Raw genomic sequence first — 15,391 nt, 5'->3', positions numbered from 1 at the left:
CCCTCGACGTCGTCCGGACTACAGCGGGATGTTGCCGTGCGCGCCCCGGGCCGGGGTCGCCTGGGCCAGGACCTTGGCGATCGCGCCGCGGGTCTCCTCCGGCTTGATCACCTCGTCGATCACGCCCAGCTCCTGCGCGCGGCTGAGGCCGCCCGCGAGCTTCTCGTGCTCCTCGGCGAGCCGCTGCTCCAGCTCCGCGCGCTCGTCCTCGGAGGCGGCGGCGAGCTGGCGGCGCTTGAGGATGCGGACCGCGGCGACCGCGCCCATGACCGCGACCTCGGTCGTCGGCCACGCGAACACCTTGGTCGCGCCGAGGGCGCGGGAGTTCATCGCGATGTAGGCGCCGCCGTAGGCCTTGCGGGTGACGAGCGTGATGCGCGGCACCGACGCCTCGGCGAAGGCGTGCAGCAGCTTGGCGCCGCGGCGCACCACGCCGTCGTGCTCCTGGCCGACGCCCGGCAGATAGCCCGGCACGTCCACCAGCACGACCAGCGGCACCCCGAAGGCGTCACACATGCGCACGAAACGCGCGGCCTTCTCGGCGGAGGTGGCGTCGAGGCAGCCGCCCAGCCGCATCGGGTTGTTGGCGATCACGCCGACGGTCCGGCCGCCGAGCCGTCCCAGCGACGTGACGATGTTGGGCGCCCACTTGGGGTGCAGCTCCACGCCGGGCTCGTCGAGCAGGCCGTTGACCAGCGGCTTGACGTCGTAGGCGCGGCGCGGCGAGTCGGGCAGCAGCGAGGAGAAGTCGACCTCGTCGATCTCCGAGGAGCGCACCCGGCCCTGGTGGCCGAGCAGCACGGCGAGCTGGCGGGCCTTGAGCAGCGCGTCGGTCTCGGTCTTGGTGACGACGTGCACGACACCGCTGCGCTTGCTGTGCGGCTCGGGGCCGCCCAGGGCGGCGCTGGTGACGTCCTCGCCGGTGACGCTGCGGACCACGTCGGGCCCGGTGACGAAGATGCGGCCGGAGTCGGCCAGGATCACCAGGTCGGTCAGCGCCGGGCCGTAGGCGGCGCCGCCGGCGGCCGGGCCGACGACCACGGAGATCTGCGGCACGACGCCCGACGCCTTGGTCATGGCGGCGAACACCCGGCCGACGGCGTGCAGCGACTCGACGCCTTCGGCGAGTCGCGCACCGCCGGAGTGCCAGATCCCGAGGACCGGCACCCGTTCGCGGACGGCCACGTCATAGGCGTGGACGATGTGCTCGCAACCCTCGCTGCCCATCGCGCCGCCCTGAAAACGCGCGTCACTGCAGAACGCGACGACGGGGACTCCCTCGACGCGGCCCATGGCGGCCAGCACGCCGCTCTTGTCCTCGGGGGTAATCAGCCGCACCGACCCCTCGTCGAGGAGGGCGGCCAGGCGGACGGCGGGATCGCGGGGATCGGCAGGCTCCTGTTCGGGACCCTCGGTCGCCACGCGGTTGTCGAGCACGGTCATTTAAGCCCCCTTGAACACGACGGTCACGTTGTGGCCGCCGAAGCCGAACGAGTTGTTGACCGCGGCGATGTCACCCGCGGGCAGGGCGCGGTGGGCGCCGTGCACCAGATCGACCTCGATGCCGTCGTCGACGTTGTCGAGGTTGATGGTCGCGGGGACGATGCGCTCCTGCAGCGCCTTGACGGTGAAGACGGACTCGATGCCGCCGGCGCCGCCCAGGAGGTGGCCGGTCATGGACTTGGTCGAGGTGACCAGCGGGTGGTTGCCGATGGCCTTGGCCACCGCCTGCACCTCGATGACGTCGCCTGCCGGGGTGGAGGTGGCGTGCGCGTTGACGTGCTTGACGTCCTGGCCGGTGATGCCGGCGTCGGTGAGCGCCTGCGTCATCGCCATGATGATGCCCCGGCCCTCGGGCTCGGGCTGGGTGATGTGGTGGGAGTCGGCCGAGTAGCCGACACCCGAGGCGTAGGCGTAGATCCGCGCGTCGCGGGCGCGGGCGTGCTCCTCCGACTCCAGGACGAGGATGCCGGCGCCCTCACCCAGGACGAAGCCGTCGCGGTCGCGGTCCCACGGCCGGGAGGCGCGCTGCGGCTCGTCGTTGCGGGTGGACATGGCGCGGGCGGCGGCGAAGGCCGCCACGTTGAGGCCGTGGATGGCGGCCTCGGTGCCGCCGGCGATCACCACGTCGGCCCGGCCCGCCCTGATCATGTCCATCGCGTAGCCGATGGCTTCCGCGCCGGAGGCGCAGGCGGACACCGTGGCGTGCACCCCGGCCTGGGCGCCCCGGTCGAGGCCGATCCAGGCGGCGGGGCCGTTGGGCATGAGCATCGGCACCGTGAAGGGCGACAGCCGGTTCCAGCCGCGCTCCTTGTAGGTGTCGTAGGCGGACAGGGTGGTGTTGATGCCGCCGATGCCGCTGGACACGACGACGCCCAGCCGCTCGGGCGCCACCTCCGGCGCTCCCGCGTCCTGCCACGCCTCACGCGCGGCGACCATCGCGAACTGCTCGCTGCGGTCGAGACGGCGGGACTCGGGCCGGGGCAGCACCTCGGTCGGGTCGACCGCGGCCGTCCCCGCGAACGTCACGGGGACGGTGTCGATCCAGTCCTCGGTGAGGGTCCTGACACCCGACTGACCGGCGAGGAGCGCCGACCAGGACGAGGCGACGTCTCCACCGACGGGCGTCGTCGCGCCGAGCCCGGTGACGACGACACGTACCCGGTTTGCACTCACGTTTCGCACTCCTTGTCGATCAGGGGTAAGGACGTTCTAGTTCTGGATGAAGGTGAGGACGTCCTTGACCGTCTTCAGGTTCTTGAGCTGGTCGTCGGGGATCTCGACGCCGAACTCGTCCTGGGCGGCCACGGCGATCTCGACCATGGACAGGGAGTCGATGTCGAGGTCGTCCACGAAGCTCTTCTCCGGGGTGACCTCGGCGGCCGGGATGCCGGTGATCTCGTTGATGATCTTGCCGAGGCCCTGGAGGATGTCCTGCTCGGTGGCCATGTCGCTGGTTCTCCTTAGTTTTCCTGGTTCTGCACGGCTTCGCCGTACAAGCTTTTCTTAGGGGATCTCGATGACCTGACCCGCGTAGGTCAGGCCGGCGCCGAAGCCGAGGATGAGCGCGAGCTCACCCGAGCGGACCTCGCCGCGCTCCAGCATGCGCGAGAGCGCGAGCGGGATGGAGGCTGCGGAGGTGTTGCCGGCGGTGACGATGTCGCGGGCGATGACCGCGCGCTCGGCGCCCAGCCGGCGGGCGATCGACTCGATGATACGCAGGTTGGCCTGATGCGGGATGAACGCGGCCAGCTCCGACGGGTCGACGCCGGCGCGCTCGCACGCCTGCTTGGCGACCGGGTGGAGCGCGGTGGTGGCCCAGCGGAAGACCGTCTGGCCCTCCTGCTGCAGCGAGCTGTGGCGGTCGTCGATGCGGATGGCCTCGGACTTGTCGCCGGAGCTGCCCCACACGACCGGGCCGATGCCGGGGGTGTCGGAGGGGCCGACGACCGCGGCGCCCGCGCCGTCGGCGAAGATCACCGCGGTGGAGCGGTCGGTCCAGTCGATCCACTGCGACAGCTTCTCCGCGCCGATGACCAGCACGTTGCGGGCCGAGCCGGCGCGGATGGCGGCGTCGGCGGTGCCGAGCGCGTAGCAGAAGCCGGCGCAGGCGGCGTTGACGTCGAAGGCGCCGGGGGCGTCGATGCCGAGCCGGTGCGCGACGACCGCGGCGGCGTTGGGGATCTGCGACTCCAGCGTGCAGGTCGCGACGATGACCAGGTCGATGTCATCGGCGGCCAGACCGCTGGCGGCCAGCGCCTTGCCGCCCGCCTGGGCCGCCATGTCCTCCAGCGTCTCGCTGTCGGCGGCGACCCGACGCTCCTTGATGCCGACGCGGGACTGGATCCACTCGTCGTTGGTCTCCATGGTCCTGGCCAGCTCGTCGTTGGTGACGACGCGGGCGGGCTGGTAGTGGCCGAGGGCCAGCAGCCTGGCGCCGGGCGCGGTGTCGGCGATCCTCACTTGATCAGCTCCCTGGCGGCGTCGAGATGTTCGGGGGTCTTGACGGCCACGGTCTTCACGCCGCGCAGCCCGCGCCTGGCGAGGCCGGTCAGCGTGCCGCCGGGCAGCAGCTCGATCATCGCGGTGACGCCCAGCTCGGCCATCGTCGCCATGCAGGAGTCCCAGCGCACGGGGTTGCTCACCTGGTTGACCAGGCGGCTCATGACCTCGTCGCCGCCGGTCACGACCTGGCCGTCGGCGTTGGACAGCAGCCGCACGGTGGGGTCGGCGGGGGTGACGGAGGCGGCGGCCTCGCGCAGCCGCGCGACCGCGGGGGCCATGTGGGCGGTGTGGAAGGCGCCGGCCACGGCCAGCGGGCGGAGCCGGGCGCCGGCCGGGGCGTCGTCGGCGAAGGCGGCGAGCTGCTCCAGCGTGCCGCCCGCGACGATCTGGCCGGAGCCGTTGATGTTGGCGGGGGTCAGGCCGTGCTTGTCGATGGCCGCCAGCACGTCGGGCTCCTCGCCGCCGAGCACGGCGGTCATGCCGGTCTCGGTGACGGAGGCGGCCTCGGCCATCGCCCTGCCGCGCTCGCGGACCAGCGTCAGCGCCTGCTCGGGGGTGATCACCCCGGCCAGCGCGGCGGTCGCGAACTCGCCGACGCTGTGGCCGGCCAGCAGGTCGGGGGTCACGCCGAGCGCCTCGGCGCTGGCCAGCGCGGCTGCCACGAGCAGGGGCTGGGCGACGGCGGTGTCGCGGATCTCGTCGGCGTCCGCAGTGGTGCCGAACGCGATCAGGTCGAGCCCGGCGACCTCCGACCACGCGGCGAGCCGGTCGGCCACACCGGGCAGCTCCAGCCACGGGGTGAGGAAACCTGGGGTTTGGGCGCCTTGGCCCGGCGCGACGACTACAAGCACGAAATCCACCATGCCCTGTAGAACTTCGACACGCCGATGAAGATCTGAACGAACTTTGTCCGGGCTGTTTTGTAGGAACCCCACAGTAGGGGTTTCGGGAAGATTACGTTAGGGCCCGCCACATCTCGGCGCTGTCGGCGAGGCGCCCCAGGATGAGCCCCACCTGCAGGGTGAAGGCCGAACGGCCCTCGGTCGGCTGGTAGCCGGTCAGCTCGGTGATCTTCTTGAGCCGGTAGCGGACCGTGTTGGGATGGACGAACAGCAGCCGTGCGGTCGCCTCCAGCGACGTGCCCTGCTCCAGGTACGTGGCCAGCGTATCGAGCAGCGGGGTGCCCGCGAGGGGCAGATAGACGTTCTCGACGAGCTGCTCCCTGGCGTCCTCGTCGCCGTCGAGCGCCCGCTCGGCCAGCAGGTCCTCGGCGTGCACCGGCCGGGGCGCGTCGGGCCAGCCGGAGGAGGCCTTCAGCCCGGCCAGCGCGGCCCGGGCCGACCGCGCGGCGGCGTGCAGGTCGGGCACCTCGGGGCCGATCACGATCGGGCCCTCGCCGAACCGGGCGACGACCTGCCGGGCCGCGTCGTTCACGCTCTCGGCGCCGCCCACGATCACGATGAGCCGGTCGGCCTGGACACCGGCGAGCAGGTCCATGCCGATGCGGCGGCCCCGCTCGCGCAGCCCGTCGATGACGGCGCGCGGGTCGCCCTCGGGGGCGTGCCCGGCGATCACGACCACCGGCGAGGACGTCCAGCCGAGCGCGGCGGCCCAGGAGTGCAGCCCGTCGTCGACCTCGCCGCGCACCAGCGCGTCGACGATCAGCGCCTCCAGCCGCGCGTCCCAGGAGCCCCGGGCCTCGGCCTCGCGGGCGTAGACGTGCGCGGCGGCGAACGCCACGTCCCGGGTGTAGCGGAGCATCGCCTGCTGGAGCTGGTCCTCGCCGCCGGGCGCGGCCAGCTCGTCGGTCTGCGCCTCGACCACCTGGACGACGACGCGGACGATGTCGACCGTCTGCTGCAGCGAGATCGACCGCTTCAGCTCGCGCGGCGCGGTGCCGAAGAACTCGATGCTGGGCGTGGGCCGGTCCTCGCCCGCGTGCTGGAACCACTCGACGAACGCGGCGATGCCCGCCTGCGCCACCAGCCCCACCCAGGAGCGGTCCTCGGCGCTGAGCGCGCGGAACCACGGCAGCTGGTCGTCCATCCGCGCCATCGCCGCCGTGCCGAGCGCGCCCATCGCGCGCTCGAGCCTGCGAGTGGTGTCCTCCCGGGTCCGGTCTGTCACGTCTCCTAGAGTGCCAGGTGATTTCAGATGACCGCGACGGCGGTTATCAGGCCGATCGCAATGTGGGTCACCGCGAGCAGCCGGGCGCCCGGCTGCAGCTCGGGCTCCTTGACGAGTTCGCGCACGGAGATGCCGACCACCCGGTCGAACAGCAGCATCGCCAGCGTCTGCACGGCGATGCCGACCAGGCCGAACACCGCGGTGCTCACCAGCCCCTCGGCCAGCCGCCCGCCGGAGCCCCAGATGGAGGCGGCCACGATCAGTCCGACCGCGGCCAGCGCGGAGGTGGCCAGCAGGGTCGCGTTCGGGTTGCGCTCGGTGCGGATGATCTGGCTGAGCTTGCCCGGGGTCGCCAGGTCGATCACGTAGAAGCCGACGATCATCAGGATCACGCCGACGGCGGCGTAGGAGGCGATGGAGCCCGCGCCGCGGGCGAGATGTTCCAGGAACACGGTGGTCACGGTCACTCGATTCGGTGAGGTACGAAGGAAGAGGTGTCGTCGGTGATCAGGCCGGTCGTCTCCCGGATGCCCAGGCCGGCCGCCTCGTCGGCGACCACCCAGGCGCCCAGGACCGGCCGCTGGCCGCCGAACTCCGGCAACGCCTCGAAGCCCTGGTAGACATACCCCTCCTGGCCATAGGAACCGGGCGTCTCCAGGCCGCCGGACGGCGTGACGATCCGCATCGACGCGCCCTCCCGGCCGAGCAGCGGCTTGGCGATGTACGAGCCGAGGTCGCGGGGGCCGTCGAGGTAGGCGGGCAGCAGGTTGGGATGGCCGGGGAACAGCTCCCACAGCACGGCCAGCAGCGCCTTGTTGGACAGTAGAGCCTTCCACAGCGGCTCGATCCACGTCGCGTGGCGCACCGCGTGGCGGCCGAACGGCTCGGCGAGCATCCACTCCCACGGGTAGAGCTTGAAGGCCGAGCGGATCCTGCGCTCCTCGACGTCGACGAAGCACCGGTTGAGCGAGTCCCAGCCGATGTCCTCCATGGCGACGGCCACGGTCTCCAGCCCGGCCTGCTCGGCGGTCTCCTGGAGGTAGGCCAGCGTCATGGCCTCCTCGCCGGTCTCGTCGCCGTTGGTCCAGGCGAAGTGGGTGGGGCCCGGCGGCAGCGGCATCGCGCGCCAGCGGTCGATGAGCCGCTCGTGCACGGAGTTCCACTGGTCGCCGCCGGGGTGGGTGTCCTGCAGCCAGAACCACTGGATCACCGACGACTCCAGCAGCGAGGTCGGCGTGTCGGCGTTGTACTCCAGCAGCTTGGCCGGCCCGGTGCCGTCGTAGCGCAGGTCGAATCGGCCGTAGAGGTGGGCGTCGCGCCGCTCCCACGAGCGCGCCACGTCGCCGGCCGCCCACTCCGGGATGGCCAGGTCGGCCAGGCGGCCGGTGGAGACCACGTGCTCGGCGGCCTGGAGGCACATCCCGTGCAGCTCCTCGACCTGCTCCTCCAGCGACTCGACCTCGTCCATGGAGAACACGTAGTGGACCGACTCGTCCCAGTAGGGCCTGCTCAGCCCCTCGGGGTGGGCCGCGCGGTGGTAGGCCAGGCCCTGGCTCTCGATCGTCTTGTCCCAGCCGTCGCGGGGAGCGCCCTGCTCGCGTCGCACCGGTCAGCTCCCGCTGCTGCGGCCGCTGCCGAAGCCGCCGCGCTGGATCTCGCGCCCGGTGCGGGTGGAGATGGTGACGTCGGAGGGGCGCAGCGTGGTGCCGCCGCGCACGCGGGTGCCGTTGCGGACGCCGCCGTAGTACCAGTGGTAGGCGCCCCGCGGCCCGGCGTAGTAGTGGGAGTGGTGGTCGTCGTCGCAGTAGTCCTCGTCCACGACCGGGTAGGAGCCGTCGGGGAGCTGCTGGCTGGTGTCGACGCAGTCGGCGGTGACCTCGTCGTCGTCCTGCGTCGCCGCGCAGTAGCCGACCACCATGACGGACACGACGCCGATGACGGTCAGGGTGATCGCTTTCGACGAGCGCTGTTTCGGTGGGGGCGGCTTGGGGGGCAATCGGGCTCCTTCGTGGGTCGCACAGCCTAGCGGGGGTTCCGGCCGGCCTTCAATCGCCCGTGATCCGACGGTGACCTGGCCCGTTGCCGCTTTTGATAGGGATGAACGTATGGAACCGGTCGAAGCGTTCCGGGAAATCGCCTTCCTGCTGGAGCGGGCGGGCGAGCCCGCCTACCGCGTGCGCGCCTTCCGCCGCGCCGCCTCCGTCGTCGCCGACCTGCCCCGCGACGAGCTCGTACGGCGCGCGGAGTCGGGCGGCCTGGCCGAGCTGCCCGGCATCGGCAAGGTGACCGCGCTGGTCGTCACCGAGGCGCTGGCCGGTCAGGTCCCGACCTATCTGCGCCGGTTGCGCGCCACGGAGGGGGCCGACCTCGACGACGAGACGGCGGCGTTGCGCGCGGCGCTCAAGGGCGACCTGCACAGCCATTCCGACTGGTCCGACGGCGGATCGCCGATCGAGGAGATGGCCGAGGCGGCCGAGTCGCTGGGCCACGCCTACCTGGCGCTGACCGACCACTCGCCGCGGCTGACCGTCGCCCGCGGGCTGCCGGCGGCGCGGCTGCGCGAGCAGCTCGACGTCGTGGAGGCGCTCAACGAGCGGCTGGCGCCGTTCCGCATCCTGACGGGCATCGAGGTCGACATCAACCTCGACGGCAGCCTCGACCAGGAGCCGGAGCTGCTGGAACGGCTCGACGTGGTGGTCGCCAGCGTGCACTCCAAGCTGCGCATGCCCAGCTCCGAGATGACCCGGCGGATGGTGACGGCCGTCGCCAACCCGCTCGTGGACGTGCTCGGCCACTGCACCGGCCGGGTCGTGCAGGCCGGGGGAGCGCGCGGCTCGCGCAGGCCGGAGTCGGAGTTCGAGGCCGACCTGGTCTTCGAGGCGTGCCGGCGGTTCGGGGTCGCCGTGGAGATCAACTCGCGTCCCGACCGGCTCGACCCGCCCAAGCGGCTGCTGCGCCAGGCGTACGAGCAGGGGTGCGTGTTCGCGATCAACTCCGACGCGCACGCGCCCGGCCAGCTCGACTGGCAGCGCTTCGGCTGCGAGCGGGCGGCCAGGTGCGGGATCGAGGCCGGCCGGATCGTCAACACCTGGCCGGTGGACGAGCTGCTCGACTGGGCTCGCTGACCCCCTTCCGGACGCCCGAAACCCCGGTGCGCTCGGGATTGTCGGTGTCCGCGCGTAGCGTCGCGGGTGTGAACCGTACCGACCGGCTCTACGCGCTCGTCGAGGACCTGCGCGCCATCTCGCCCCGTTGCCGCTCGGCCCGCGAGCTGGCCGGCAGGTTCGAGGTGAGCGTGCGCACGATCGAGCGCGACATCACCGCCCTGCAGGAGTCCGGGGTGCCGATCTACGCCGAGACGGGGCGCAAGGGCGGCTACGCGATCGACAGGAAGATGTCCCTGCCGCCGCTCAACTTCACCCCCGCCGAGGCGGTGGCCATCGCGGTGGCGCTCAGCCGGGCCGGCGACCAGCCGTTCGGCCGGCAGGCCCGCAGCGCGTTACGCAAGGTCGTCGCCGCCATGCCCGGCCGCGAGGGCGAGCTGGCCAGGGAGCTGGCGCGGCGGGTGGTGCACGTCACCGAGCCCGCCGAGCCGGGCGGCGCCCGGCCGATGGGCGGTGAGGGCATCTCCCGCGCCATCGAGGAGGCGCTGCTGCGCCGCCGGGTGCTCCGGCTCGACTACGCCGACGCCAAGGGCGCGCTGACCTCGCGCGACGTCGAGCCCGGCGTGTTCCTGGGCGGCCGAGGCGGGTTCTGGTATCTGGTGGCGTGGTGCCGGCTCCGTGACGACGTGCGCGTCTTCCGGCTCGACCGCATCGCCGCCGCCTCCGTCACCGCCGAGCGCTGCCCCGACCGGCCGCTGGAGGGCTATGCCACCGATGTCCCCGACCTGCTCGTGCACGGCACCGTACTCGATTGAATGCTCGAAAAGTCAAGAGGAAACACCGACATAGGGTTGTCGCCATCGCGTTAGATCGTTGTCTTGTTCGAAAGTTGTGGAGGAGATGGCGATGGCTGACAACACGGTCAACTGGTTCGAGGTGGCCACCGACGACCCGGAGGGCGCCGAGCGCTTCTACGGCGAGCTGTTCGGCTGGACCTTCGCCCGGGAGGGCGACGGCTCGATGGACTACCGGTTGATCCGCTACCCGGGCGGTGAGCCCGTCGGCGGCCTGTTCGGCACCAAGGGCGAGTTCCCGGCGCACGCGGTCTTCCACGTGCAGGTGGCCGACGTGGCGGAGACCTGCCGGCGCGGCGAGGAGCTGGGCGGCAAGGTGCTGACGAAGGTGGTCGGCGACGCCCCGGGCACCGACTTCGCCTACGTGCGCGACCGGTCGGGCAGCGTCTTCGGCGTCTACCGGCCCCGCGCGTGAGCCGCCCCTGATCGTCGCGGGCCGGGTGCCGCCTTCCCCGCGTCCCGGTCCCGCGCGGGCCGCTCCCGCGAGCGGCCACCCCTGCCCTGGACACGCCGCCGACCGCCGAGTGGCGGCGCGTCCAGGGCCCGAAGCGTCAGGCCCGATGCGTCAGGCCCGGAGGCGTCAGGCTGCCGGGCAGGAGGCGCCGCGCTCGGGCACCTTGCCCTTGAGCAGGTAGCCGTTCACCAGCTCGGCGACGCACTTGCTGCCCGACAGGTAGGCGCCGTGCCCCTCGCCCTCGTAGGTGACCAGCGTGGCGGTCCTGAGCTGCCTGGTCAGCTTGGGCGCCCACTCGTACGGGGTGGCGGGGTCGTTCTTGCCGCCGACCACGAGGATCGGCGCCGAGCCGGTGGCGTCGACCTTCCTGGCTTCATCGCTGCCCTTGACCGGCCACACGTCGCACAGCGCGCCCGAGCCCGCGCCGCCGAACAGCGGCGAGATCTTCAGCGAGGCCGTCTCGGTGCGCCGCAGCGTGGCCGCGTCGGGGCGTTCGGCCGTGTCGACGCAGGTGATCGCCGGGAAGCTGGTCGTCTGCGTGGTGTAGGAGCCGTCCTCGCCGCGGCCGGTGTAGGTGTCGGCCAGATAGAGCAGCGCCGCCCCGTTGCCCTTGAGCGCCTGGCCGAGCGCGCTCTCCAGGAACGGCCACGTCAGCTCCGAGTAGAGGGCGGCGGCGACGCCGGTGGCGGCCAGCCCCTGCGTGAGCTGGCGGTGGTAGACCTTCATCGGCTTGGCGGCCAGGTCGTTCATCAGCTTCTCGACGTTCGAGCCCGCGGCGGCGACGTCGGCGCCGACCTCGCAGGTGTCCTTCACGCAGTCCTTCAGGAAGGCCTCGTACGACTTCTGGAAGCCCTTGGTCTGGGCCAGCGTGCGCTCCTCGAACGTGACCGTCGGGTCCAGCGGCGCGTCGAGCACCATCCGGCCCACGTTCTCCGGGAACTGCGTGGCGTACACGGCGCCGAGCTGGGTGCCGTAGGACATGCCGACGTAGTTGAGCTTCTCGTCGCCGAGGGCGGTGCGGATGCGGTCCATGTCGCGGGCGGCGTTGGCGGTGCCGACGTACGGCAGGATCTTGCCGGAGTCGCGCGCGCAGAGCTCGGCGAAGCGCCGGTTGGCCGCGTCGATCTCGGCGCGGGTCTGCGCGTTGGCGGGCAGCGTGTCGAGCGAGGTGAAGCGGTCGAGGTCGGCGGTGCCGCCGCAGCGCACGCCGGAGCTGCGCTCGACGCCGCGCGGGTCGAAGCTGACCAGGTCGTAGCGGGTGCGCAGCGCGCCGAGCGCCTTGCCCGCCTGGTCGAGCGTGTCGACGCCGGAGGCGCCGGGGCCGCCGAAGTTGAACAGCAGCGACCCGATCCGCTTCTTCTGGTCGGTCGCCGCGAGCTTGATCAGCGCCAGGTCGATCTTCTCGCCGCCGGGGTCGGAGTAGTTCAGCGGGACGCTCAGCTTGCCGCACCGGACCGTCGCGTCCTTCTCGACGGGCGGTTCGCCGTCGGGGCGGGCCACGTCCGTGCACGGGCCCCACGCGATCTTGTCAGTCTCCGGAATCACATCGGTGGCGGGCTTGGCCGTGCTCACACAACCCGTGGTTGCGGCGGCCAGGACTGCGGCGGCCAGTACGCGGCGCATGCGACATTTCCCCTCGTCAGCTCAGGGGGAAGTAGTGCCCACAATACGTGACGGCCCACCGGAACGGGCGGGACGGCACGGTCGTGCCGTCCCGCCCGTCCGGGTCGTCTCAGACGCCCATCGACTGGGTGTCGTTGCTCTCGGCGCCACCGGCCTCGGTCACGCCGTTCTTCAGGTGGTAGCGGGCGATCGCCTCGCGCAGCACCTCGCCGTCGAGCTCACCCCGCTTGACCAGGCTGGTCAGCACGGCCAGCGTGATCGAGGCGGCGTCGACGTGGAAGTGGCGGCGCAGCGCCGAGCGCGTGTCGGACAGGCCGAACCCGTCGGTGCCCAGCGAGGACCAGTCACCCGGCACCCACTGCGCGATCTGGTCCTGGACGGCCTTCATGTAGTCGCTGACGCCCACGAACGGGCCCTGCGCCTGCGACAGCACCTGCGTCACGTACGGGACGCGCTGCTCGGCGTCGGGGTTGAGCAGGTTGTGCTCCTCGCACGCCAGCGCGTCGCGGCGCAGCTCGGTCCAGGACGTCGCCGACCACACGTCGGCCGACACGCCCCACTCCTCGGCCAGCAGCCGCTGGGCCTCCATCGCCCACGGGCCCGCCACGCCGGAGGACAGGATGTTGGCCTTCGGCCCCTGCGTCTGCGGCCCCTCGGCGAACTTGTAGAGGCCCTTGAGCAGGCCGTCCACGTCGATGCCTTCGGGCTGGGCCGGCTGCAGGTAGGGCTCGTTGTAGACGGTCAGGTAGTAGAACACGTCCTCCGGCTGCTCGCCGTACATGCGCCGCAGGCCGTCCTTGACGATGTGCGCGACCTCGAACGCCCACGACGGGTCGTAGGAGATCGCCGCCGGGTTGGTCGAGGCGATGAGCGGCGTGTGGCCGTCCTCGTGCTGCAGGCCCTCGCCGTTGAGCGTGGTGCGGCCGGCGGTGGCGCCCAGCAGGAAGCCGCGCGTCATCTGGTCGGCCATCTGCCACATCTGGTCGCCGGTGCGCTGCCAGCCGAACATCGAGTAGAAGATGTAGACCGGGATCATGTGCTCGCCGTGCGTGGCGTACGAGGTGCCGACGGCGATCGCCGAGGCCATCGAGCCCGACTCGCTGATGCCCTCGTGCAGGATCTGGCCCTGCACCGACTCCTTGTACGACAGCAGCAGCTCCCTGTCGACGGCCTCGTACGTCTGGCCGTGCGGCGAGTAGATCTTCGCCGTGGGGAACATCGCGTCGAGGCCGAACGTACGGGCCTCGTCGGGGATGATCGGCACGAACCGGTGGCCGATCTCCTTGTCGCGCATGAGGTCCTTGAGCAGCCGCACGAACGCCATCGTGGTGGCGACCTGCTGCTTGCCCGAGCCCTTGGCGAACGTCTGGTAGGCGGCGTCGCCGGGCAGCTTGACCGGCTTGGCGCGCACGACGCGCTTGGGCAGCACGCCGCCGAGCGCGGCGCGGCGCTCCTTCATGTACGCGATCTCGGGGTCGTTCTCGCCCGGGTGGAAGTACGGCGGCAGGTCGCCTTCCAGCGCCGAGTCCGGGATCGGCAGGTAGAGCCGGTCGCGGAACTCCTTGAGCTCGGCCTTGGTGAGCTTCTTCATCTGATGGGTGGCGTTGCGCGCCTCGAAGTCCTTGCCGAGCGTCCAGCCCTTGATGGTCTGGGCCAGGATGACCGTCGGCTGGCCGACGTGCTCGCGCGCGGCCTTGAACGCCGCGTAGACCTTGTGGTAGTCGTGCCCGCCGCGCGACAGCTTGCGGATGTCGTCGTCGGTCAGGTGCTCGACCATCTTGCGCAGGCGCGGGTCGCCGCCGAAGAAGTTCTCCCGGATGTAGCCGCCCGACTCGACCGAGTAGGTCTGGAACTGGCCGTCGGGGGTGGTGTTCATCTGGTTGACGAGCACGCCGTCGACGTCGGCCGCGAGCAGCGGGTCCCAGTCGCGGCCCCAGACGACCTTGATGACGTTCCAGCCGGCGCCGCGGAAGTAGGACTCCAGCTCCTGGATGATCTTGCCGTTGCCGCGCACCGGGCCGTCGAGCCGCTGCAGGTTGCAGTTGATGACGAAGGTGAGGTTGTCGAGCTCCTCGCGCGCGGCCACGCCGATGGCGCCGAGCGACTCGGGCTCGTCCATCTCGCCGTCGCCCAGGAACGCCCATACGTGGCTGCGGCTGGTGTCCTTGATCTGGCGGTTGAGCAGGTAGCGGTTGAACCGCGCCTGGTAGATCGCCCCGATCGGCCCCAGACCCATCGAGACCGTGGGGAACTCCCAGAAGTCAGGCATGAGCCGCGGATGCGGGTAGGAGGGCAGGCCGTGGAAGCCGTGCGACAGCTCCTGGCGGAAGGCGTCGAGCTGGGCCTCGTTGAGACGGCCCTCCAGGAAGGCGCGGGCGTAGATGCCCGGCGCGGCGTGACCCTGGAAGAAGACCTGGTCGCCCGACTCGCCGTGGTCCTTGCCGCGGAAGAAGTGGTTGAAGCCGACCTCGTACAGGGAGGCGGCCGAGGCGTAGGTGGCGATGTGGCCGCCCACGTTGGTGCGGGCGTTGGCGCGCGAGACCATGACCGCCGCGTTCCAGCGGATGTAGGCCCGGATGCGCCGCTCGACGTGCTCGTCGCCGGGGAACCAGGGCTCGCGCTCCGGCGGGATCGTGTTGATGTAGTCGGTGCTGCGCAGGCCCGGCACGCCGACCTGGTGCTCGCGCGCCCGCTCCAGCATGCGGAGCATCAGGTAGCGGGCTCTGGTGCGGCCCTCCGTCTTGACGACGTTGTCGAGGGACTCGAGCCACTCGTTGGTCTCACTGGGGTCGACATCAGGCAGCTGGCTGGGTAGGCCGTCGCTGATGATCGAGAAACGCTGGCGTCCGGAAGCCACTGGGTCTCGCCTTCCGAGGATGACTGATGTCTGGTCTGGGTCGCTTTCCATCCTGGTCGCTCGGCGTAGAAAGTGCATCTCTACTCACCGGTAACCAGGGTGTCGCGGCTGGCAGGGGTACCACTGGTGGCCTAGACCACCGATGGTAGGACGAATCAACCGCATAGGTTACATCCGTCCCGCATTTTAACAAGACGGGAAAAGCTACAAATTTTTGCCTTGCGCTCCTGAGTATCCCCCGGCGGGGTGGCCGCGTCACTCCCGGGGAGGGGGCAAGCGCCGCGCGGAGTCTAACGGCAGGCATCCGGCTCCTCCGGCGCCTGCCTTCCGGGCGTTCTCAGCGAACTCTCAGGTAACGGTTCGGTCA

At 71.3% G+C, this 15,391-nt stretch carries 14 protein-coding genes; 3 read left to right on the top strand and 11 right to left on the bottom strand.

The window, feature by feature from the left end; genetic code table 11:
- Nucleotides 1-18: 18 nt before the first annotated feature.
- From ACWDXC_RS11875 to ACWDXC_RS11835, 9 genes are all read right to left on the bottom strand, one after another.
- A complete protein-coding gene (locus tag ACWDXC_RS11875) occupies nt 19-1,443 on the bottom strand; it encodes an acyl-CoA carboxylase subunit beta (protein ID WP_449980835.1) in 1,425 nt (474 codons plus the stop codon).
- Entirely contained in the window at nt 1,444-2,676 is a 1,233-nt protein-coding gene (gene fabF, locus ACWDXC_RS11870; protein WP_364169782.1) for a beta-ketoacyl-ACP synthase II, read from the bottom strand.
- Nucleotides 2,677-2,712: 36 nt separating this feature from the next.
- A complete protein-coding gene (locus tag ACWDXC_RS11865) occupies nt 2,713-2,949 on the bottom strand; it encodes an acyl carrier protein (protein WP_219517480.1) in 237 nt (78 codons plus the stop codon).
- 57 nt (nt 2,950-3,006) lie between these two features.
- Nucleotides 3,007-3,963, bottom strand: a complete 957-nt coding sequence (locus tag ACWDXC_RS11860; RefSeq protein ID WP_219517478.1) for a beta-ketoacyl-ACP synthase III — start codon at nt 3,961-3,963, stop codon at nt 3,007-3,009.
- Nucleotides 3,960-4,856, bottom strand: a complete 897-nt coding sequence (locus tag ACWDXC_RS11855; protein ID WP_364169778.1) for an ACP S-malonyltransferase — start codon at nt 4,854-4,856, stop codon at nt 3,960-3,962. The genes ACWDXC_RS11860 and ACWDXC_RS11855 overlap by 4 nt, the downstream gene beginning before the upstream one ends.
- Nucleotides 4,857-4,959: 103 nt before the next feature.
- On the bottom strand, nt 4,960-6,084 hold the full coding sequence (locus ACWDXC_RS11850; RefSeq protein ID WP_364169864.1) for a PucR family transcriptional regulator: 1,125 nt from the start codon (nt 6,082-6,084) through the stop codon (nt 4,960-4,962).
- 71 nt (nt 6,085-6,155) lie between these two features.
- Nucleotides 6,156-6,593, bottom strand: a complete 438-nt coding sequence (locus tag ACWDXC_RS11845; protein ID WP_364169775.1) for a DUF350 domain-containing protein — start codon at nt 6,591-6,593, stop codon at nt 6,156-6,158.
- Between the two features lie 2 nt (nt 6,594-6,595).
- A complete protein-coding gene (locus ACWDXC_RS11840; RefSeq protein ID WP_449980831.1) occupies nt 6,596-7,738 on the bottom strand; it encodes a glutathionylspermidine synthase family protein in 1,143 nt (380 codons plus the stop codon).
- Between the two features lie 3 nt (nt 7,739-7,741).
- The gene (locus tag ACWDXC_RS11835; RefSeq protein ID WP_219517471.1) at nt 7,742-8,128 is read right to left on the bottom strand and encodes a hypothetical protein; all 387 of its coding nucleotides are present in this window, start codon (nt 8,126-8,128) and stop codon (nt 7,742-7,744) included.
- A 109-nt stretch (nt 8,129-8,237) separates the two neighbouring features.
- Here ACWDXC_RS11835 and ACWDXC_RS11830 point away from each other — a divergent pair, with 109 nt between their 5' ends.
- The 3 genes from ACWDXC_RS11830 (at nt 8,238) to ACWDXC_RS11820 (ending at nt 10,505) form a co-directional block, all read left to right on the top strand.
- Nucleotides 8,238-9,257, top strand: a complete 1,020-nt coding sequence (locus tag ACWDXC_RS11830) for a PHP domain-containing protein (protein ID WP_449980829.1) — start codon at nt 8,238-8,240, stop codon at nt 9,255-9,257.
- Between the two features lie 68 nt (nt 9,258-9,325).
- A complete protein-coding gene (locus ACWDXC_RS11825; protein WP_449980827.1) occupies nt 9,326-10,051 on the top strand; it encodes a helix-turn-helix transcriptional regulator in 726 nt (241 codons plus the stop codon).
- Nucleotides 10,052-10,142: 91 nt separating this feature from the next.
- Nucleotides 10,143-10,505, top strand: coding sequence for a VOC family protein (locus ACWDXC_RS11820; protein ID WP_219517465.1), 363 nt, complete (start codon nt 10,143-10,145; stop codon nt 10,503-10,505).
- Nucleotides 10,506-10,670: 165 nt separating this feature from the next.
- Here ACWDXC_RS11820 and ACWDXC_RS11815 read toward each other — a convergent pair whose 3' ends face one another.
- Together ACWDXC_RS11815 and aceE are read right to left on the bottom strand one after the other, a co-directional pair.
- A complete protein-coding gene (locus tag ACWDXC_RS11815) occupies nt 10,671-12,167 on the bottom strand; it encodes an alpha/beta hydrolase (RefSeq protein WP_449980825.1) in 1,497 nt (498 codons plus the stop codon).
- Between the two features lie 109 nt (nt 12,168-12,276).
- A complete protein-coding gene (gene aceE / locus ACWDXC_RS11810; protein ID WP_449980823.1) occupies nt 12,277-15,024 on the bottom strand; it encodes a pyruvate dehydrogenase (acetyl-transferring), homodimeric type in 2,748 nt (915 codons plus the stop codon).
- Nucleotides 15,025-15,391: the final 367 nt, after the last annotated feature.

The organism is Nonomuraea sp. NPDC003214, from assembly GCF_053590035.1.
The sequence above is the reverse complement of the archived record's forward strand: the minus strand, read 5'-3'. Positions and strand labels throughout refer to the sequence as shown.

What these genes read in the sequence shown, in the direction of transcription:
- ACWDXC_RS11830 (WP_449980829.1), top strand. Translation starts at nt 8,238, where the DNA reads ATGGAACCGGTCGAAGCGTTCCGGGAAATCGCCTTCCTGCTGGAGCGG.
- ACWDXC_RS11850 (WP_364169864.1), bottom strand. Translation starts at nt 6,084, where the DNA reads ATGGGCGCGCTCGGCACGGCGGCGATGGCGCGGATGGACGACCAGCTG.
- ACWDXC_RS11815 (WP_449980825.1), bottom strand. Translation starts at nt 12,167, where the DNA reads ATGCGCCGCGTACTGGCCGCCGCAGTCCTGGCCGCCGCAACCACGGGT.
- ACWDXC_RS11865 (WP_219517480.1), bottom strand. Translation starts at nt 2,949, where the DNA reads ATGGCCACCGAGCAGGACATCCTCCAGGGCCTCGGCAAGATCATCAAC.
- ACWDXC_RS11820 (WP_219517465.1), top strand. Translation starts at nt 10,143, where the DNA reads ATGGCTGACAACACGGTCAACTGGTTCGAGGTGGCCACCGACGACCCG.
- ACWDXC_RS11875 (WP_449980835.1), bottom strand. Translation starts at nt 1,443, where the DNA reads ATGACCGTGCTCGACAACCGCGTGGCGACCGAGGGTCCCGAACAGGAG.